We start from the raw sequence: 20,567 nt of genomic DNA on the forward strand, positions 1-20,567 counted from the left end.
CCCGGCGCAGCAGCCGGACGGTAGTTCACAACGAGGCAAACGTTGCCTGATGCGGCACTAGCACCTGAGGAAGGATCGGCCGAGCGCAAGTACTCCGTAATGGAGAGCGTGATGGACGGCCCGATCCTGCGGGTCCGCGTGATCGAGGAGGCCCCGGCCAAAGGACTGTTCCTGTGGGTACGGCGAGCGGCGGCTGGACAACTGCTGGAGGCACTGGTTACCGGCCTCGCCGGGCTGAAGCTGACTCCGCTGACCGAGGCGTTCGCGCAGGGGCGGTTATCTCCGGTCCCCCCTGATCCGGGAACACCCACGGGGCGGAACCCGGAACAGCGCCGGGCGAGGGCGGCCTGTTGCGCACCGGGTCTGCACGTCGTCTGGGGGCCGCCGGGAACGGGGAAGACCGCGGTCATCGTCGATGCTCTCGGGCATCTCGTGGCCCAGGGGAAGAGCGTTCTGCTCGTCTCGGGCACCAACGTGGCGGTGGACAATGCCCTGCACAGGGCGGCCCGAGATCTAGACCCGACGCCGGGGGCACTGCTACGGATCGGCACCCCACACATGCCTGAGGTGGCGGAGGATCAGCGGATCTGCTTGGCCAAACTGCAACAGGCCCGTCTCGGCGAGCTGGAGCGACGCCGGACAACTCTGGTCGAGAAGATCACTGAAGTGCGTGGTGATCAGCGTATCCATGCTCTGGAGGAGGCGCACGACCGGCTGGAAGGGTTCGCCGCCGACCGTTATGAGGCCGCACGAGTACGGCTCGGGCAGCTGGCGGAGCTGGAACGGCTTCGTGGAGAACTGGACGCCGCGCGAGCCGAGAGCTTGCAGGCCGTGCGCAGGGAGCGGCACGCGACGGAAGAGGAGCAGCGGACGGTCATAGCGTGGGAGGAGACCTCGGAGACCCGGCACCGGTTGGAGGATGCGCGGAAGATCGAACAAGAGCTCGCCGGGTTGCAGCTCGAGCTGGATCGAGCGGAGACGGTGAAACTTCGAGCCGAACAAGAATGGCGACGATGGGATCGGGAGATGGTCGAGAGCGAGAATCGTTCCCGTCTCTGGCGTTCCACTCACCGCGCCGTGCTGCGAAGCCTTTCGGACTCGAGGGAGGCCGCCCGTAGAGAGCTGGCCGAAGCGGATGCCCGACTGGCACGGATGTCGGAGATCGCATTTCGGTCGAGCGCGGAACTGCGCCGCCGGAGAGCCGGACTCCTCCAACAGGTGGTGTTCAAACCCGCGGAGATCGAGCGGCGGGCCGATCGGCGCATCCAGGCGGAGGCTCGGCGATTGGAGAGCCGACAGGCCGTGGCGCGGGCAGAGCAAGAGGTCGGGGTCTGGGAAAGATCCGTGGCCGAGGCCGAACGACGTCCGTTGCCGGAGCCCGAGGACGCCGATCTGGTGAGGCGGGCGGACGCCGAGGGGCTGCCCCGGCTGTATATGCGACGACCGCAGCTGGAGGCGGAGGCGAGACCGGCACTGACCACGCTGGCGGAACTGGAGAAGGAGCATGAGAAGCTCCTGGCCGAACAGCGTCGGATGGCACGGGACGCGGAGCGGGAGCTGATCGACTCCGCCCAGGTCATCGCGACCACCCACGCGATGCTGAGAATGCGGCCGTCCCTGCGGGAACGCCGCTACGACTTCGTCCTGGTGGATGAGGCGGCTGCCTCCACGCCTGCGGAGGTGCTTTACGCGGTCAGTCGAGCCGAACTGGGGACGACGCTGCTGGGTGACTCTCTGCAGAACGGTCCCATCGTCACGGGAGCACTGGCGAAGTCCCGGGAGGAGTGTGTTCAGAAGTGGTTGCGGCGGGACCCGTTCGAGGCCGTCGGAGTGTTTCCGCGGGCGGCCGATCAGCCAGGATGTGTGATGCTCACCCGGCAGTACCGGTTCGGAAAATCGATCAACGAGCTGGCCAACCGGGTGGCTTACGAGGGCAGGCTGGCGCCGGGAACGGGGAAGCGCGACGAGATCGTCTTCATCGACGTGGACGGGCTCGGTGACCAGCTCGCCGGCGTGCAGAGAGTCGGCTCCTCACGTAGCTGGCCGATCGGCCCCCTGCTGGCCAAGGCACTCGCCCAGCATCACTTGATCGACAACGGCGAGCGGGCGGTGGGGGTGGTCACGCCGTACAAACCGCACCGGCAGCTCCTGGCCGATTCGTTCGCCGACGCGGGCCTGCCGGTTTCGGTGGAGGCCGGTACGGTGCACAGTTTCCAGGGCCGGGAGTTCGAGACAGTGATCTTCGATCTCGTGGAAGACGGAAACGGCTGGTTGAGCAGCTCCGAACTCGACGCAGTCCGGGTGTTCAACGTGGGAGCGACTCGAGCCGAGTACAGGTTGTACGTCATCGCGTCACGTCCCGCTCTGAGCAGGGCCAGACCGGGATCTCCGCTCAGTGCGGTCCGGGACATGATCCGTTCAGGCACCGTCCAGACGGTCTCCGCGTCCGCACTACTCGGTACGGCCGACCTGGGCGGTGGCTCCGGAGTGTTGTACGAACTCTGGGACGCGGTGCGCTCCTACGCGAGAGTCGTCAGCGTTCTGGACGAGGAGGTTCTGCCTGAAGCGCTCCTGGACGAGCTCGTCCGGGCGGAACGGAGCATCTGGTTGTGGAGCCCGTGGACGGCTCGGGCCGTACGTGGCTACCTGCCCGCGCTGACCGATGCCGTGGACAGAGGAGTGGACGTACGGGTGATCACCCGGCCCTCCTACCAGGTCAACTCGACGATGCAGCCCTACGTGGCGCAACTGGCCGCGATGTTGCCGCACGTGGTGTTTCTCAAAGACCAGCATCAGAAGCTAGCCGTCATCGATGAGCGCCTGACGTTCATCGGCAGTATGAACGTGCTCTCGCACGCCGGGACGAAACCGCGGGAGATCATGAGCGTGCTGGAGGGACGGGGGATCGCGGCCCGGATGCTGGAGCACGAACGAGCCGACCAACTCGTGCGCCCGCCTAGTTGCCCCAGCTGCCAGGAGCAGGCCGAGTACGGCGTATCCGGACGAGGGCGGCAACGCGGGTTGCGGTGGTTCTGCAGGAAGAACTGCTTCGAGTGGTCGCTGCCGTTTCCCGACCGGGCTGGGGGCCGAAACCAGTCCCGCAGGACCTGAACCCGATCCGCTTGCGAAGGCCGGGACGCGCGGAGGTTCACTCGCTGGAGGCGGCAGGCCTGGGCTGCGTACTTTCTCTCAGCGGAACATCTCGCGCTACAGTGCCCGCATTTCCGATGAGGCGAGGAGAGGACCGCGTGCACCCTGAACCGGATCGGGACTCCCGGACGTTGTGCGCGGTTCTTCTGAATCCCGCGCTTCGTCCTGCGCCGGAGACGATCTCGTTTCGCAACCTGGGCTGTGCCCTCCCGTTGATGGGGTGTGATCGGCTGCGGCTGGCCAACCTGCTGGACGTCCCTTCGAAGGACCAGGACAGGCTCGGGGCGGCTGTGATCGAGGAGTCCGACGTGCTCCGCTCCCGGAAGCTCCTCGCGGAGGCGGTGGCGGCGGCCGACGAGATTCTGTTCGCCTGGGGGTCGAACCGGGTCACCGGGCAGGTGGGCGCCCGGTTGCGGGAGCAGGCGGAATGGCTGCGCCGTCACCTCAGAGAAGAGGGTGTCCGCAGGGTGTGGATGGTGGCGGGCTCACCGCGGCATCCCTCCCGCTGGCGGCAGTACGTCGGACCGGAGAAGGCCCGGGTGGAGGGCAGTACGTTCGAGGAGCGCCTGGCGAAGGTGCTGGCGGTGCACTCTTTGGAATAGTGCTGTCCGCGGGAGACGGCCGGAGCGGTTCGGGTGGCTCCCCTCTTTCGAGGGGAGCCGGCACGGAGGCAGCCCGGTGCGGTCCGCGGAAGCCATGGTCATCGCACCAGGAAGTGGGCAGGTTCGGCCAGGACCACGGCGGTGGACGGGAAGTCGGCCAGACGCGCCGCCAGTGTCGCGGCCGCCAGGTCCCGGGGGAGCGCGGCGTTGAACTTGAGGCCGTTCAACGCCCTGTCGTCCACCTCCGGCAGGCGCAGCGCGCCATCGAGCCCCTGTACGGCGGCGCGCCAGTCCGCCGCGGTGAGGTCACCGCGCAGCCTGACCCGCAGGTCGTCCACCCGCTGGGCGGGATCGGCGGCGGGTCCCAGCGTGGCCTTCAGCGTGGTGTTGGCGCCGTATCCGGCCCAGGTCCACCAGTGCAGGTCGCCGTCCGCCCGCACGATCACCGTGCCGTCCGGATGGACGGTGTCGGCGTTCTCCTCCCGCGCCCTGGCGAGCGCCGCGACGGCCCGGCGGGTGAGCCGTACCGGAGGGTCGGCGCCCAGGACGACCTCGCGCATGGACCTGGCCAGGGCGAAGGACGTGCCGCCGGCCGTCGACGAGGTCCAGCGGGCCTCGCCTCCGGTGCCCTCGACGGGTTCGACGAAGCAGCGTCGCCGCTTCCAGTCGGTCCAGTCCACCTTCCAGGTCCGCCCCGCGAGCAGCAGCAGGCGTGGTCCCGCCACCGCGGAGGTCAGCAGCTCGGGGCCGGTCCGGCCGATCTCGAGGTTTCCGTGGAACACCGCGAACTCAGGGGGAGCGGTGAACACCGCGGTCAGGTCGGTGAAGTGGCGACGACCGAACCGCTGCTCCGCCTCCGGCCCGATGAGCAGCCCGCCGCCGTCCCGTTCCAGGAACCCCTCCCTGATCAGATGGTCGAGCACCGGCCGGGCCGACCCTTCGCGGAAGAGAGGAAGCCCGTTCCACCAGTCCGGCCAGAGTTCGTCGCCGACCTGTCCCTCCTGGAGGGTGAGCGCCAGCAACTGCTGGGCGACGATGTGCCGCGGTTCCGGCGGCGGCTGGACCGGCTCGACGTACCCGGTGCCCCACAGGTGCAGCAGTCCCGCGCAGGAGAGGAGGTCGTCCTGGCTCAGTGCCAGGACCAGGCAGTTGCGGCTGATGCCCGGTCGTCGCCCGGTTCGGCCGAGCCGCTGCAGGAACGAGGCGACGGACCAGGGTGCGTTGAGCTGGATGACGCGGTCCAGATCGCCCACGTCGATCCCGAGCTCCAGGGTGGAGGTGGAGACGATGACGCAGTCGCGGGCCTGGGAGAAGGCCTCCTCGGCACGGCGGCGCTCATCCGCGGACAGGGAGGCGTGGGAGAGGAAGACGGTCACCCCGAGCTCCCGGAGTGCCTCGCCCAGTTCCTCGACCATGCGCCGGGAGTCGCAGAAGACGAGCCGCTTCTCGCCCCGGTGCAGCGCGGCGATGACGCGGGCCGCGTTCGCCACGGAGCCGACGTGGTCCAGCTCGACGGCCGGCGGAGCGGAACCGGCATCGGCCTCGGGTGCGATCACGCGTGCGGGCCGCTCCCCGGCTCCGGACCCCTGCAGCCAGGAGAGCAGCTCACCGGGATTGCCCACGGTCGCCGATAGACCGAGGCGCTGCAGGGGGCGCTCCGCCAGGCGGGTGAGGCGCTCCAGGACGCAGAGCAGATGCCAGCCTCGGTCGTCCTTGGCGAAGGCGTGCACCTCGTCCACGACCACCGCCCGCAGGTCGCGCAGGAGCCGCCGGTGATCCACCCGGGTGCTCAGGAGCATCGCCTCCAGCGATTCCGGCGTGGTCAGCAGCACGTCCGGCGGGTCCTGCAGGATCGACTGGCGCCGCGAACCGGACACGTCGCTGTGCCAGACCTCCACCCGCCGGCCCAGCCAGGTCGCGTACGTCTGCAGCCTCGGCAGAAGGTTGTTGAGCAGGGCCTTCAGCGGACACACGTAGAGCACCGACAGGCCGGTCCACCCCTGCTCCTCCATCGCCGACAGCAGCGGGAAGGCGACCGCCTCGGTCTTGCCGCCCGCGGTCGGGGCGATCAGCAGCGCGTCGAGGCCGTCCCCGACCGGAGCGAGGGCCTCGGACTGCAGCGGCCGGAGGTGGGGCCAGCCCAGGGTGTTCGCCACGTGGTAGGCCAGTGTGGGATGGAGCAGGGTGGAGGACGTCGCGGTCACGTCAGGTCGAGCTCCACCTCGTCCGCCGAGGCGGCGCGGCGCACTCCGCGAACCGCGTTGCGCTCCTCGTCGGTCAGGTCGACGTCGGAGACGGTCAGCTTGTAGTCCTTCCGGGGATGGAAGTCCTCGTGGTCCGTCACCCGGTACAGCACGTCGGCGACGAGCTTGCGCAGGAAGACCCGGGGGGCCGTGCCGACCCCCAGCTCGCCCGCGACGGCCGCGGCCAGCTCCTTGATGTAGCCGTCGTCGACCAGGGAACGGATCCGGTCCTCCTGCGGATCCCCTTGGGCATAGAGATCGCGTACGGCACAGCCCAGCTCGACGAGTTTGTCCCGGTCGAAGCCGGTGAGGCGGATCTGCACCGCTCGGGCCGTGTCGAACCGGGCATCGGTGCCGAAGTCGGTGGCCAGCCGCTGGGCGAGCGGGGTGAGCCGCTGCACGCCCTGCTGACCGTCGTAGAAGGCGGGGGTCCCGGTGATGACGAGGTAGAGACCGGGGAACCGGCCCTTGTCGATCTCGTCGATGAGCTGCCGGAGCGTGTTGAGGCTCTGCTCCCGGACGTCGCTGCGCAGGCGCTGCAGGGTCTCGATCTCGTCGAGCACGACGAGCAGGCCAGGATGCCCGCAGTCGCGGAGCACCACCAGCAGGCCTTGGAGGAAGCCCAGCGCGCTCCTGGAATCCAGCTCGCCCTTGAGCATCGCGTAGCGGCGCACCGTCGCGGCCACGTGGGGCTCCCCGCTGACCCAGGCGAGCAGACCGTCGGCGATGGCCTGTTCACCGGTGAGCCGGGCCTGGCGGTAGAAGCGCAGCGCCGTGGCGAACGCCGGAGTGTTGCGTGACACCTCGGCGAGCCGGCTCTCGATGAGCCGCTCCACCTCCGCGGCCATCATCCTCCGGTCGTCCTTGGCAGCCTTCCCGGTGGCGATCACGTGCTCCTCCAGTGAGAAGAGCCACGAGTCGACGATCTCCCGCAGGGCGCTCGGTGGGGAACTGGTGGTGGACAGGCCGCCGATCAGCCGCCGGTAGACGGTCTCCAGCCTGTGCAGCGGCGTCTCCCGCTGGGAGATCTGCAGCTCGCTGGTGGCCATGCCCCGGCGCTTGGCCCGTTCGGCCAGCCAGCGGGCGAAGAAGGTCTTGCCCGAGCCGTACTCACCGCGGACGGCCTTGAAGCCGCCGCCGCCCGCCGTCACGGCGGAGAGGTCGTCGTCGAGCGCCTTCTCGAACCGTTCCAATCCGACGGCGAACACGTCGAGGCCGGTCTGCGGCACCGTCCCGCGTCCCAGCGCGTCGATGATCTGCCTCCGCCGGGCCCGGCTGATCTTACGCGTCATGATCCGTCCTCCTCGTCGAGGAACTGCTCCCGGAGCAGCGGCACGTTCAGCTCGACCGTCTGGTCGCCGTCCTTGAGCGCGAGGACGGCGTAGCCCTCGACGTTGAGCAGCCGCTTCGCCTCACCGATCAGCAGGGGCACGCGTTGCTCCGGTTCGCCCAGCAGCCTGGCCGCCTCTGCGACCGGCAGCCTGCCTCCTCCAGCGGCCAGGCCGTCGAGCAACACGGCGACGGCGTCGTCCTCGATCCTGCTGCGGACGACCTGGCGCTGATCGGTGTAGCCACCGGAGTCGACGACCTGTTTGCCGAGCCCACCCGGCACCGGAGCCGGAGCCGGAGCGGAGACGGGCTGAGCCACCGGTGTTGATCGAGGCGTGGGGGCGGGCTGCGGCCGGGGGGCAGGCCGGGACACCGGTGCGGGTGCCGTACCGGAGGAGATGGCCGACGCAGGCGGCCGGCTCACCGGGGCGGGCGGCCGGATCGGTGTGACCGTGCGGCCGACGGGAGCGGGAGGAGGAACGGGAGTGGTTCCGGCCGTCGGCGGCTGACCGATCGGCCGCCACCTTCGCTCCGGGATCGACGAGGACGCAGCAGGAGCGGGGGGAGGCACCGCCGGAGGGGCGGGAGCGGACGCCGCCTGCGGTCGACCTCCGACGGGCTGCCAACTCCGCTCTCCCTCGGGAGTCGTGATCCGCACCTGGGACGGGAGAACCGGGGTGGAGGAGATCGGTGGCCTGCTCACCGGAGTCCACTGCCGGCCTCGGATCGCCTGGACCCATTCGGTGGCGATGGGCCGGGTGCCGTAAGGCCCGGCGGCTCTGTCGAACAGCTCCGTCACACGGCGCGCCAACCGCGGTTCCAGTCCCGGCAGCAGCGACAACTGCTTGCCCGGCCGCACGTGCGCGTTCCGGGAGAGCATCCGGCCCAGGGCGAGCGCCAGTTTGTAGCGGTCGGTGTCGAGGTCGGGGCCCGATCTCGGTCCGTACGGGTCGTCCCAGTCGACGGTATGGGCCTGCTTGGTCACCGGGTCGCTGCCGTGGCGCCGGAACCCGTCACAGTCCAGTGCGAAGACGCCGTACGGCACGCCGGGGCGCCACAGCAGGTTGCGGGCGGAGATGTCCCCGATCACGAACCCGTGGCCGTGCAGGAAATCGACCAGGGTGGCGAATGCCAGCGCGATCTCGACCCGGCCTGCGATGTCCGGCTGGTGCAGGTCCTGCCAGGCCCACTTCGGTTCGAAGAGCAGGTACTGCAGCTCCACCAATCTGGTCTCGCCGCCGACGGTGCCGTAGAAGTCGCGCGGCACCTCGGGCATGAGGAAACCGGTGATCCTGCCGCCGGAGACGACCCGCGCCACGGGCCAGGCGCAGGCGGAGAACAGCCGGGTGCGGTCCTCGGCGGAGAGCCCTACCCCGAACTCGACGAAGTCCGCGAGAACCGCGCTGTCCACTGCGCCGGCCTGCGGTTTGTACTCCTTGTAGACCAGGCTGCCAGGGCCGTTCACCCGGAAGACGAATCCCTGGCCACCCTCGTTCAGCGGGGTGGGCTCGAGAGACAGGGACGCACGGTCGCGGTCCAGCAGGTGAGGGACGAACACCACCTCACGCTCCCCACACGCAGACCGCCGTGCGGTCGTCGTCATGGGTCTTGGCCCGGAAACTGAGCTGCCAGTGGAACTCGGGCAGCGAGGGCGGGGCCGCCGCGCTCCACCACGTCGCCAGCTGGTCGCTGACCGCCCTGCCGACCATCGGTTTGGCCAGCCCGTCCGTGCAGAGCAGCAGCATGTCACCGGGATAGAGCGTGGTCGCGGCCACGTTGACCCGCTGAGCGTCCATGGGGAGCGCCCGCGTCGCCGAAGACGTCACGGTCTGCTCGTTGTCCTGGAGGAAACAGGGACTCCAGAACCCCTTGTGCAGCTGCATGGCGGTGCTGTCGCCCACACGCATGACCCGACAGCGGCGGGCCGGTTGGTCGGGTGATATGTCGATCACCGCCACGGTCAGCGTCGTCGCGAGCTGCTCCGGAGCGACCCCCGTCCGTTCGGCGCACCGGATGACGCCTTCGGAGATGTCCGAGAAGTACGCCTTGGCGTCTTCCCGGAAATCGCTGCCCTCGGAGAAGTCCGGAGGGAAGACCTCGAAGGCGGTCCGGCACGCGGCCTCGGCGCCGAGGTGGGAGAGCTCCCGGCTGCCCAGCCCGTCCGCGACGCAGACCAGGACCCGTGACTCGCTCAGCGGCCGGATCCCCAGGGCGTCCTGCCGCGGCAGGCCGTCGTAGCGGTGGTAGTCGCCGCGGATCGACGCTGCCCGGATCGTGAGACCGGGCAGGTCGGCTCCGTCGAGCACGGTGTCGGGACCCGTGTAGCGCGCGGTGGGCAGCGGGCCGGGAGCCGACTTCAGCGCGGGGGTCCGGCCGATGATCAGAGGCTCGGGGAACCGCGGCCCGGACCCGCTGTCATACTCCGGGCTCCGGGTGAACTGCTCGGCGTTCATACTGGTCTCCATCGGCGGGATCAGACCGGGTCCGCCTGCAGGACCGTGTAGCCGGCCGCCTGCTCAGGCAACGCCAGAATGGCAGTGTTCGTCGGATTCGAGGCAGAGAGCGTGGCCGAGCGCACGATGGACTGGAGCAACTGCTTGGCGAACTCGCCGAGTGCTTGCGCGGGGGAGATGCCGTTCTGTGCGACGAATGCCCTGAAGGTGGCGATCTGCTGGAGTGTGGCCGGATCCACCTCGCCGAACCCGAAGGCGAGGATGTGCGGGCGCGCGGAGAAGCCGGGGTCGACCAGGCGCTGGTACTCGGCGTGCCAGCTGTCGGTCGGCTGGCCGTCGGTGAGGAAGAACACGGTCGGGCGGAAGGGCGTGTGACCCGCCTGCTTGAGCGTCCGGATGTCCGCTTCGATCGTGCTGCGCAGCAGGGAGAACGCGGCACCGTAGTCGGTGGCGCCGCGTGCCTCCAGCGTCGGGAGCTCGGTCACGTCCCCCAGGTCGGACAGGGGCAGCAGGACCTCGGCGGTCGAGCTGAATCCGATGATCGAGAAGCGCGCCTTGTCGGCGACGACGGGGTTGCTCGCGATCTGGTGGTGGACCCTCGGCAGTTCCTGGTTGATCGCGTCCAGCGGGGCGCCCTGCATCGAGTAGGACTCGTCGCAGACCAGGTAGAAGGGGAGTACCTGCTCGCTCATCGGTGGATCCTCAGTTCTCGGGAGTGGGGGAGCAGCCGTCCGTCACGAAGTAGATCTCCATGGAGATCGACCCGCTCGGGGCGGAGAGGTCGTGGAAGTTCCGGGTCGCGGCTGCCTGGAAGACCGCCGGATAGGCCTTGCGCAGGGCGGCGTTGACCCGGGAGGCGAGGTGTACGCCGTCCCCGGAGCCGCTGTTGGCGCCGAAGGTCAGGACCATGCCGGCGTGCCGTCCGGTGAAACCGCCCTCGTGCTTGCGGAGGTTCTTCTTCACCTGCGCGGCCAGCGCGCCGTCCCCGGCTCCGGGACTGACCTGGAAGGAGATCTTGGTCGGCTCGGGGCGGACCCCTCCGACCCGGGTGGCGCAGGGGGAAGGGGTCGGAGACGGCGTCGGGGTGGGAGCCGCCGTGCTCTTGCCCGCCTGCGCCGCGACCGGCAGCGGCGGGGGCGCCTGGGCTCCCAACATGATGATCGTCAAGCCGAGGAGCAGGTCGGCGAAGAGCCAGCCGGCCAGCAGGATCGGGGCGGACGTCCTCCGCTTCCGGTTCACCACAGGGTGCCCTTACGAACCTCCGGGGCCTTCGGGGCCTTCGGGGCGGAGGCCGTGAAGGCGTCGGCCGCCCGGTCCACCGCGTGCTCCAATTCGGTGATCGCCTCCCTCAGCTCGGTGAACTCGCCGTCGGTGAGGTCCCTGACCTTCCCGGGCAGCTCGGCCAGGGCGTCCGCGAGCGCGGCCGGGAGCCGGTCGAACGTGTCCCGGGCCTGCTCCAGGAGAGTGATCGTCCTGCCGGAGGCGTCGGAGACGAGCTCGATGCGGGAAGCATGTGCGCCGGCGGTGACCGACCACTCCCCGAGGGCGTCACGGATCTCCGCGCTGGTGGTGCCGAAGGTGCGCTGGAACTCGGCCGCGCTCATGGCGAGGGTGTCGCTGACCTGCCCGCCGATGAGGCCGACGGCCTTCTCCGTCGACGCGCCGACCGAGTCGATCGAGTCGGCCGCGCGGTCCACCGCGTAACCGATGCCCGCCGTCGCGTTGACCAGCTCGGCGACCCGGGTGTCCAGCTCGCCGAGGGTGCTCTGGACGGACGTCATGGTCCGGGCGACCTCGTCGTTGAACGCCTGCCGCAGTTCGAGGGTGGTCTCGGAGACGGCCGTCGCCAGCCGCTCGCCGAGACCGCCGACCGCCTGCCCGGTGGTGGAACCGGCGGCGTCGATCGCGGCCGAGGCGTGTTCCATGGCCGCGGTCATGTCGTCGCAGGTGACATTGATCTCGGCCAGCCGCCTGCCGAGGACGTCGACGGCCCGCTGCATGTCGGTGGCGCTCGCCGCGAGGGTCTGCGCGGTCTTCTCCCCGGCGTCCTGCGACCGGGTGAGGGCGTCAACCAGCTCGGACTGCGTCCGTGACACGGTCGTGAGCAGGTCGGACTGCGCCTGCGACACGGTCGTGAGCAGGTCGGCGCGCGTACGGGTCATCGTTTCCGTGAGGTCGGCCTGTGCCTTGGCCGCGGTCTCGACCAGGTCGGTCTGCACCTGGCGGGCCGCCGTGCTGACCGAGGTGAGCTCTGCCGCTGCCTTGGTGAGCTCAGCGGTGAATCGGGCAGGGGAGGAGAGCCGGACCTGGCCGAGTACGAGGCTCGCCTCGGTCAACGCTCCGCGCAGCCGGGCCCGGAGATTCGTGAGCTCGTGCTCCATCCGGTCTTCCTGGGAATCCCGGGTACGGCTGGCGGTGATGGTCCAGGCGATGACGGCGCCGATGGCGAGGAGCGTGCACAAGGCGATGTTGTCGAACTTGAAGAATCCGGCCAGTCTGCCGTCGAAGCCCTGCTGCCACATCTCGAGGAAGGGACGCCGGGCCACCTCCGGCCCGCCCGCGGCGAGGGCCTGCCCGTAGGCGGTGGTCGCCGCCTTCAGCCCGAGCCAGGTGACGAGGATCGGGAGGAAGACGAGGCCGGGACCGACGAAGGAGTCCGCCCTGCGGAACCAGGCCACCGGCTTCCTCGACACCTCCTCCGGCAGGACCGTGTCCTCGGCGGAGAAGGCGGAGAACAGGTCGACCTCGCACCAGCGCTCCGCCTGGTCGGAGTCGGTGATCGCGCGGGAGAGCTCCCGGAGCTGGGCGCGCCGGGTCACGAGCCAGGGGTGATCGGCGAGATCGCGCAGCTCGGCGGCCAGCTCTTGATCCGTCACGGGTGACCGACTTCCTTCCATCGTCGGGATGATCACTGTCGATCAATTCGGACAGATCATCTGATTTAGGTACTTTGCGGATTATTGCGACACCCTATGCGGGTGTCAAAGGGGGCTCAAGCTGGAGTAGATCGCTTGCGGTGGCAGGGGATCCACTGGCGGATCGGGCCCGCGGGTGCGAGAGGGTCTTCGGGGAGGGGTGGGGGTTTGGGGCGACCAGTAGAGCATGAGGTGAACCCAGTACACAAGTTACACTTTGGGTGGCATTCTTCTCACAATTACATTAAAGAACGTTCCAAGTCCTCTTGCGTGCTATGTGGAGCCGCTGCTCCGGCACCGGAAAGATCCCTGTGCTCCGAGGTGCGAGGGGTGTAGTTTTGCCCCAATGGCGCGGCTCTGGGGAGGGCTAGTGGAGGCGAGTCGGACGATCATCGGCGACCGCTACGAACTGGATGGCCTCCCCCTCGGCAAAGGCGGCATGGGCGAGGTCTACGGGGGCTACGACCGGCAGCTCGACCGCAGGGTCGCCGTCAAGCTGATCCGCTTCCCGTACGGCCAGCACGACGAGGCGCTGGTCAAGCGCTTCCTCCACGAGGCGCGGGTCATGGCCAAGCTGGAGCACCCCGGCGCGCCGGCCGTCTACGACGCGGGCGTCTACCCGGACCCGAAGATCGGCCCCCGGCCGTTCATGGTGATGCAGTTCGTCGAGGGCGTCACCGTGGACCTCCTCGTGGGCGAGGAGGGTGTCCTGCCCGTCGGCTGGGCCGCCGCGATCGCCGCGCAGATCGCGGCCGTGCTGCACGCCGCCCACGGGCGGGGCGTCTTCCACCGCGACCTCAAGCCGTCCAACCTCATGCTCTGCCCCGAGGGCGGCGTCAAGGTGCTGGACTTCGGCCTGGCGATGTTCCACGATCCCGAGGTCTCCCGGCTCACCCGGACCGGGACCACCCTCGGCACTCCCCAGTACATGTCCCCGGAGCAGGTCCGGGGCGCCGCGGTGGTCCCGCAGAGCGACTTCTACGCGCTCGGGCTGGTCCTGCACGAGATGCTCACCGGAGAGCGCCTGTTCGACGGGAACACCGAGTACGAGATCCTCCACCGCCAGGTCAACGAGACTCCGCCCCCGGTCCGGGAGCAGCGGCCGGAGGTGCCCGAGGAGCTCGACCGGTTCGTGCTCCGGCTGCTGGCCAAGCGCGCCGAGGACCGGCCCGCCCACGCGGTGGAGGTCCGCGACGCCCTGCTGCCCTTCGTCGGCGAACTGCCGCCGCTCCCCGGCACCGTGAATCCGGGGCCCAGCGCGCTGGGCATGTACGCCCAGCTCGTCGGCCGGATCAGCGGCGGGACCGGCGCACCTTCCGGCGCATCTTCGGGGGCGGCTCCGGGGGCGGCTCCGCCGTCGGTCCCCTTGCTGGAGCCGGCCGCGTCCACGACCGCCGGGGGCGAGGGCACGGATCGGGCGGAGCTCGACCGGGCGCTGGCCGAGGCGGCGGCCCTGGCGAAGGAGGCCCGGTACGGTCAGGCGGTCGAGGTGCTGAGCGCCGTCGCCAAGCCCGCCACCCTGGTGTTCGGGTCCGGCGACGATCAGGTGCTGGCCCTGCGTCTGCGCCTGGCGGAGGTGCTCTTCGAGGGCGGCGACTACCGGCGGGCCGCCCCGGCCTTCGGCGAGCTCCACCGGGACCTGGCGGACAGGTACGGCCGGCACGACGACCGGGCCCTGCACTGCCGCCGCCAGGAGGCGACCTGCCAGGCTCTCCTGGGGGAGACGAGCATGGCGCTGGAGCTGCTGAAGCGCCTGCTCGTCGACGCGCAGGCCGTCTACGGCCGCGACGACTCCCGGCCGCTGGAGCTGAGGCGGCAGATCGGCCTGCTCGAGCTGGGCACGGGCCACCCGCAGCGCGCCCAGCACACCCTCGCGCTCCTCCTCGACGACCTCACCGGGCTGCACGGGCCGGATCATCCCGAGGTGGTCAAGGTGCGCGAGAGCCTCAGCCGTCTCGCCCTCTGAGCTTCGCCGCGATCACCACTGGTAGACATTTTCAATCGGTGAACTTGATTCACGACACGCTCTTGTGTGCGCAGTTCGGCCGGGTGTACGGTTTCGGGGTGTACAAGAGGGTCTGATGCGATCCCCGCTGCTGTCGGCGAGCGAAGGCATCGACTGTCCTGCTCCACATTCGTTCGTGTTCGTGTGTGCACTTGTGTGCATTTATCCTGACTACATACCGGCGTTCCGCTGACACGTTCCGATACATTGAGTCGAGGAAGACCGCTCCAGGAACGGATCGCCCCTCTCGGGGCCGACCCGGGAGGGAGCTTCCGGGCAGCCCGACGAAAGGCGTCGACCACCGTGACCCACCGGCCCTGTCCCTCCGCGGGAGCCTCGCGATGACGGGCGTCCGGCTGGAGGACCTGACCCCCGGCGCCGTCGTCGGCGGGGTCGTCCCGGACCGCGACGTCTCCGTCGTCGCGGTCAAGTGGTACGGCACGGGCGCGGTCGACCTCACCTACCGGACCGGCGACGGCCGGACGGCCGCCCAGCTCCTCTACCGCGAGCACGAGCCCCGGCTCAGCGTGCGCCGCGCGTCGGCCGCCTACGCCTTCGACGGCGACGGCGCCGCCTTCAAACTCGCCGCCGAGGCGCTGCGCCTCCGGATGGCCGCTCGCTTCGACCCGATGCTCGCGGTGACCAGCAGTGACCTCGAGCCGCTGCCCCACCAGATCCAGGCCGTCTACGGCGAGCTGCTCGACCGCACCCCGCTCCGGTTCGTCCTCGCCGACGACCCCGGCGCCGGCAAGACCATCATGGCCGGGCTGTACATCAAGGAGCTCATGCTCCGGGGCGACCTGGAACGATGCATGATCGTCGCCCCGGGCGGCCTGGTCGAGCAGTGGCAGGAGGAGCTGCTCGACAAGTTCGGGCTCCGCTTCGAGCTGCTCACCCGTCAGCTCCTCGACGCCCAGGTCGACCGGGACGTCTTCGCCGACCACCCGCTGCTCATCGCCCGGATGGACCAGCTCTCCCGCAGCGAGGAGCTCCAGATCCAGCTGGAGCGGAGCGACTGGGACCTCGTCGTGGTCGACGAGGCGCACCGGATGTCCGCCCGCTACTTCGGCGACGAGCTGAAGAAGACCAAGCGCTACCAGCTCGGCGAGCTGCTCGGCCGGCACGCCCGCCACCTGCTGCTGATGACCGCCACCCCGCACGCCGGCAACGAGGCCGACTTCCAGCTCTTCATGGGCCTGCTCGACTCCGACCGCTTCGAGGGCAAGTACCGCGAGGGCATCAGCTCCGCCGACACCGACGGCCTGATGCGCCGCATGGTCAAGGAGGACCTGCTCACCTTCGAGGGCCGGCCGCTCTTCCCCGAGCGCCGCGCCTACACCGTCCCCTACGAGCTCTCGGACGCCGAACGCGACCTGTACGAAGCCGTCACCGAGTACGTCCGCGAGCAGATGGGCCGAGCCCAGCAGCTCGCCGCGCAGGGCGAGGGACGGCGCGGCAACACCGTCGGCTTCGCCCTCACCGTCCTGCAGCGCCGCCTCGCCTCCAGCCCGGAGGCGATCCTGCAGTCGCTCGTCCGCCGCCACCAGCGCCTGACGCAGCTCCGCCACGAGCTGGTCACCGGCGGCAGCCCGATGGAGGGGAAGCTGAAGGAGCGCCTGGCGGGCCTGCTCGGCAAGGCCCCCGAGGACCTCGACGCCGACCTGGACGACCTGCCCAGCGGCGAGGTCGAGGAGCTGGAGGACGACGTCGTCGACGCCGCCACCACCGCGCAGACCGTCGCCGAGCTCGACAAGGAGCTCGGCCTCCTCGCCGACCTCACCGAGGTCGCCCGCCGGGTGCGCCACTCCGGCACCGACCGCAAGTGGACCGAGCTGTCGGAGCTGCTGCAGGGCAACACCCTCGTCCGCGGCGACGACGGCGCCCCCCGCAAGCTCATCGTCTTCACCGAGCACAAGGACACCCTGGAGTACCTCGTCGAGCGCCTCCGCGGCCTCATCGGCCGGGAGGAGGCCGTGGTCGCCATCCACGGCGGCGTCTCCCGCGACCAGCGCCGCCGCGTCAAGGAGGTCTTCACCCAGGACCGCGAGTGCCGGGTCCTGGTCGCCACCGACGCCGCGGGCGAGGGCCTCAACCTCCAGCAGGCCCACCTGATGGTCAACTACGACCTGCCGTGGAACCCCAACCGGATCGAGCAGCGCTTCGGCCGCATCCACCGCATCGGCCAGACCGAGGTCTGCCACCTGTGGAACCTCGTCGCCGCCGACACCCGGGAGGGCGCCGTCTTCCAGCGCCTCCTCGACAAGATCGAGGAACAGCGCCGCGCCTACAAGGGCAAGGTCTTCGACGTGCTCGGCGAGGCGTTCCAGGGCGAGCCGCTGCGCCGCCTCCTGATGGAGGCCATCCAGTACGGTGACCGGCCCGAGGTCCGCAACCGGCTCAACCAGGTCATCGACGCCTCGGTCGGCGAGGGCCTGGACCGGCTGCTGGCCGAACGCGCCCTGGCGCACCAGCGGCTCGGCGAGGCCGACGTCGCGCAGTGGCGGCTCCGCATGGAGGAGGCCCAGGCCCGCCGCCTGCAGCCGCACTACGTCCGGGCGTTCTTCCTGGCCGCGTTCAGGCGGCTCGGCGGGCGCGTCTCCGAGCGCGAGACCGGCCGCTACGAGATCACCCACGTCCCCGGCGACCTGCTCGCGCACGACCGGCAGATCCGGGCGGGCGTGCCGGTGCTGCGCGCCTACACGCGGGTCACCTTCGACCGCGGGCTCGTCCGCGTGCCCGGCCGTCCCCAGGCGGACCTGCTCGCCCCCGGCCACCCGCTGCTCGACGCGGTGGTCTCGCTGGTCATCGAGCGGTACGGCACGCAGCTCAAGCAGGGCGCGGTCCTGGTCGACCGGCGCGACCCCGGTGAGGAACCGCATCTGCTGGTGGCCGTCGCCCAGGAGGTCGCCGACGGGCACGACCGGATCATCGGCAAGCGCTTCGACTTCGTCGAGGTGGGTCCCTCCGCGTCCCGCACGGCCGGAGCCGCGCCGTACCTCGACTATCTCCCGGCCACCGAGGAGGAGCGGCGGCTGACCGCCGGGGTCCTGACGGAGGAGTGGCTGGCGGGCGGGGTGGAGGACCTCGCGGTCGGCTGGGCGGTCGAGCACGGCCTGGCCGCCTACCTCGACGAGCTGCGCGGCCACGTGACCGAGCAGACCGCCCGGACCCGGAGCCTCGTCCGGCAGCGCCTGCTGCAGGAGATCAACTACTGGGACATCCGCCACGCCGACCTGCTCGACGCCGAGCAGAGCGGGAAGAAGCTGAAGATCCGCCCGGAGACCGCGCAGCGGCGGGCCCGCGACCTGGAGGCCCGGCTGGAGCGCCGGATGGCCGACCTGGACCGGGCCGAGCGGCTGCAGATCCGGCCTCCGCTGGTGGCGGGCGCCGCGCTGGTCGTGCCGCAGGGCCTGCTCGACCGGCTGGCCGGGCTGCGGGACGGCGCGGCGGAGGGGTACGCCAAGGAGACGGCCGAGGTGGAGCGCCGGGCGGTCGAGCGGGTGCTCGCCGAGGAGCGCCGGCTCGGGCGGCTCCCGGAGGAGATGGCGCACAACAACCCGGGCTACGACATCCGCTCCCGGACGGCCGACGACCACTGGGTCTTCCTGGAGGTCAAGGGCCGGATCGCCGGAGCGCAGGACTTCCACGTCACCCGGACGGAGGTGCTGACCGGCAAGAACTCCGGACAGAGCTTCCGGCTCGCTCTGGTCAGCGTGCACCCGGACGGCCCGGAGCACGACGAGGTCCGCTACCTCGTCGACCCGTTCCGGGACGTGGACTTCGGAGACTTCGCCGCCACCGACCTGGTGGGGGACTGGAACAAGGAATGGGCACGAGGAGGAGCACCGGCATGAGCACTGGTACTGGTTCGGGCGGATACCGGAAGAAGCTGATCGAGGTCGCGATGCCGCTGGAGGCGATCAACAAGGGATCGGTTCATGAGAAATCAGTTCCTCGGCAGGGACACCCCGCGACAATGCATCTTTGGTGGGCTCGACGTCCTTTGGCTGCCGCTCGGGCAGTTCTCTTTGCCCAGCTCGTAGACGACCCTTCATCGCGCCCCGAAGAGTTTCCAACTGAGGAAGACCAGGTGCTGGAACGTAAGCGCCTATTTGGCATCATTGAGCGACTTGTCGAATGGGAAAAAATCAACGACAAGGCCCTCTATGGGGAAGCCCGTGCTGAGATATGGAAATCATGTGGTGATAATCCGCCATCTATCCTGGACCCATTTGCGGGCGGAGGGTCTATTCCCTTCGAGGCTCAGAGGCTCGGCCTAGAAGCGCATGCTTCTGACCTGAATCCGGTGCCTGTTCTTATCAATAAGGCACTCATCGAAATTCCTTCAAAGTGGTTGGAGATGCCTCCGGTTTTCCCTGAGGCTGACAAGTTGAAGATCGATAAGTGGCCTGGCGCGACTGGTCTAGCGGAAGATGTCCGGAGGTATGGACAGTGGATTCGGGACGAGGCCGAGAAGCGTATTGGTCACCTCTACCCGAAGGCTAGGCTGGAAGACGGATCTGAGGCCAACGTCATCGCCTGGATTTGGGCCCGCACGGTGACCTGTCCCAATCCAGCCTGCAGTGGCGTCATGCCGTTGGTTCGCTCCTTCTGGCTTGGTAAGAAGAAGGGGAAGGAGCGTTATGTCGAGCCTGTCGTGGAAGGAAAGCGTGTCCGGTTTGAGATCAAAGGTCCGACGGGGACGGCACGAGAAGGAACTGTTGGCCGATCTGGCGCTACCTGTCTGATCTGCAACACTCCCGTCCCTCTGACGTATATCCGCGAGGAGGGAAAGATTGGGAGAATGGGGGCTCAGTTGATGGTGACTGTAGCCGAGGGCCCCCGGATGCGTTATTATATCGCTCCGACTGCTGAGCATGAAGAGATGGCAAAGATTCCATTTCCGGAAAACGTTCCCGAGGGCGAAGTTTCGGATAATCCTCGCTGGTTTTCGCCTCCCTTGTTTGGTATGAAGAAATTCTCGGACCTCTTCAGTAACAGGCAGCTGGTGGCGCTCAGCACTTTTGGTGATCTGATCGCCGAAGCTAGGGGGAGGGTTGTATCCGATGCGCTTTCCCGCGGCCTTCCTCTAGGGGATCCTCTTTCTCAAAACGGTTCTGGTGCCCAATCGTACGGAGACTCGGTCGCTGTTTATCTCGCATTCGCCCTGAGTAAGCTCGCCGACTGGTCTTCGACGGCCTGCAGTTGGATCGGGACAGTTGAAAAAGTAAGAGATACGTTTGCTCGGCAAGCGATACCGATGGCCTGGGATTACGTTGAAATTAATCCACATTCGCAAACGGTTGGAAACTTCGGAAACCATGTGAAGTGGGTTTCTGCCGGCGTTCAAGGGTGCGGGTTTATGCCAGTAGGAAAAGTCTATCAAGAGAACGCCATGAGTGTTAATGTCGAAGATCGAGTAATTTCTACCGATCCGCCATATTATGACAATATCGGCTATGCCGACCTTTCTGACTTCTTCTACATCTGGCTGAGGCGTTCACTTGTCGATGTATTTCCCGATCTGTTCGGCACGCTTTTAACTCCCAAATCTGATGAGTTAATTGCTAATCCATATCGCCGAGGAGGGAAGGAGGCTGCAAACAGATTTTTTGAGGATGGATTTAAGCAGGTGTTTGAGCGCATTAGAAATGGTGCGTCATCATCTTATCCGATGACCGTTTTCTATGCGTTCAAGCAGTCCGAGAGTGATGGTAGTGGCATAGCTTCGACTGGCTGGGAGACATTGCTGGAAGGCATGATTCGCTCTGGCTGGGCAGTTACGGCTACGTGGCCGTTGCGGACTGAATGTCAATCCCCCGAAAACGTGGAGACGGTTCTATGCCACAGTGGCCCTCACCAGGGCCGTT

General features: G+C 68.6%; 12 protein-coding genes. 5 read left to right on the forward strand and 7 right to left on the reverse strand.

Features of this window, described 5'->3' with window-relative positions; all coding sequences use genetic code 11:
• Positions 1-111 precede the first annotated feature (111 nt).
• Positions 112-3,111, forward strand: a complete 3,000-nt coding sequence (locus tag IEZ06_RS33500; protein WP_189240685.1) for an AAA domain-containing protein — start codon at positions 112-114, stop codon at positions 3,109-3,111.
• A gap of 116 nt (positions 3,112-3,227) precedes the next feature.
• Complete coding sequence (locus tag IEZ06_RS33505) at positions 3,228-3,752, forward strand: DUF1643 domain-containing protein (RefSeq protein WP_229799061.1); 525 nt, start codon at positions 3,228-3,230, stop codon at positions 3,750-3,752.
• Between the two features lie 98 nt (positions 3,753-3,850).
• Here IEZ06_RS33505 and IEZ06_RS33510 read toward each other — a convergent pair whose 3' ends face one another.
• Genes IEZ06_RS33510 through IEZ06_RS33540 form a run of 7 tightly spaced genes read right to left on the reverse strand, consistent with a single transcriptional unit; the run spans position 3,851 to position 12,653 of the window.
• Complete coding sequence (locus tag IEZ06_RS33510; RefSeq protein ID WP_189240687.1) at positions 3,851-5,956, reverse strand: DEAD/DEAH box helicase; 2,106 nt, start codon at positions 5,954-5,956, stop codon at positions 3,851-3,853.
• The gene (brxD, locus tag IEZ06_RS33515; RefSeq protein WP_189240688.1) at positions 5,953-7,287 is read right to left on the reverse strand and encodes a BREX system ATP-binding protein BrxD; all 1,335 of its coding nucleotides are present in this window, start codon (positions 7,285-7,287) and stop codon (positions 5,953-5,955) included. Before brxD ends, IEZ06_RS33510 begins: the two co-directional genes overlap by 4 nt.
• Positions 7,284-8,885: a hypothetical protein gene (locus tag IEZ06_RS33520; protein WP_189240689.1), complete on the reverse strand. Its 1,602-nt coding sequence runs from the start codon at positions 8,883-8,885 to the stop codon at positions 7,284-7,286. The genes brxD and IEZ06_RS33520 overlap by 4 nt, the downstream gene beginning before the upstream one ends.
• Position 8,886: 1 nt before the next feature.
• On the reverse strand, positions 8,887-9,789 hold the full coding sequence (locus IEZ06_RS33525; RefSeq protein WP_189240690.1) for a protein phosphatase 2C domain-containing protein: 903 nt from the start codon (positions 9,787-9,789) through the stop codon (positions 8,887-8,889).
• Positions 9,790-9,797: 8 nt separating this feature from the next.
• On the reverse strand, positions 9,798-10,469 hold the full coding sequence (locus IEZ06_RS33530) for a vWA domain-containing protein (protein WP_189240691.1): 672 nt from the start codon (positions 10,467-10,469) through the stop codon (positions 9,798-9,800).
• A 10-nt stretch (positions 10,470-10,479) separates the two neighbouring features.
• Positions 10,480-11,016 (reverse strand): hypothetical protein, encoded by a 537-nt coding sequence (locus IEZ06_RS33535; protein ID WP_189240692.1) that lies wholly within the window; start codon positions 11,014-11,016, stop codon positions 10,480-10,482.
• Positions 11,013-12,653: a hypothetical protein gene (locus IEZ06_RS33540; protein ID WP_189240693.1), complete on the reverse strand. Its 1,641-nt coding sequence runs from the start codon at positions 12,651-12,653 to the stop codon at positions 11,013-11,015. The genes IEZ06_RS33535 and IEZ06_RS33540 overlap by 4 nt, the downstream gene beginning before the upstream one ends.
• A gap of 409 nt (positions 12,654-13,062) precedes the next feature.
• On the opposite strand from IEZ06_RS33540, the gene IEZ06_RS37395 reads away from it, so the two are divergent.
• The 3 genes from IEZ06_RS37395 to IEZ06_RS33555 form a co-directional block, all read left to right on the forward strand.
• Positions 13,063-14,658 carry a serine/threonine protein kinase gene (locus IEZ06_RS37395; protein ID WP_268245643.1) on the forward strand — a complete coding sequence of 532 codons (1,596 nt, stop codon included), beginning with the start codon at positions 13,063-13,065 and terminating at the stop codon, positions 14,656-14,658.
• Between the two features lie 380 nt (positions 14,659-15,038).
• Positions 15,039-18,551: a helicase-related protein gene (locus tag IEZ06_RS33550; RefSeq protein ID WP_189240694.1), complete on the forward strand. Its 3,513-nt coding sequence runs from the start codon at positions 15,039-15,041 to the stop codon at positions 18,549-18,551.
• On the forward strand, positions 18,548-20,567 hold a 2,020-nt coding region (locus tag IEZ06_RS33555; protein ID WP_189240695.1), incomplete at its 3' end, for a DUF1156 domain-containing protein. The genes IEZ06_RS33550 and IEZ06_RS33555, both read left to right, overlap by 4 nt.

This window comes from Planomonospora antibiotica (assembly GCF_014647955.1).
Lineage (GTDB): Bacteria > Actinomycetota > Actinomycetes > Streptosporangiales > Streptosporangiaceae > Planomonospora > Planomonospora parontospora.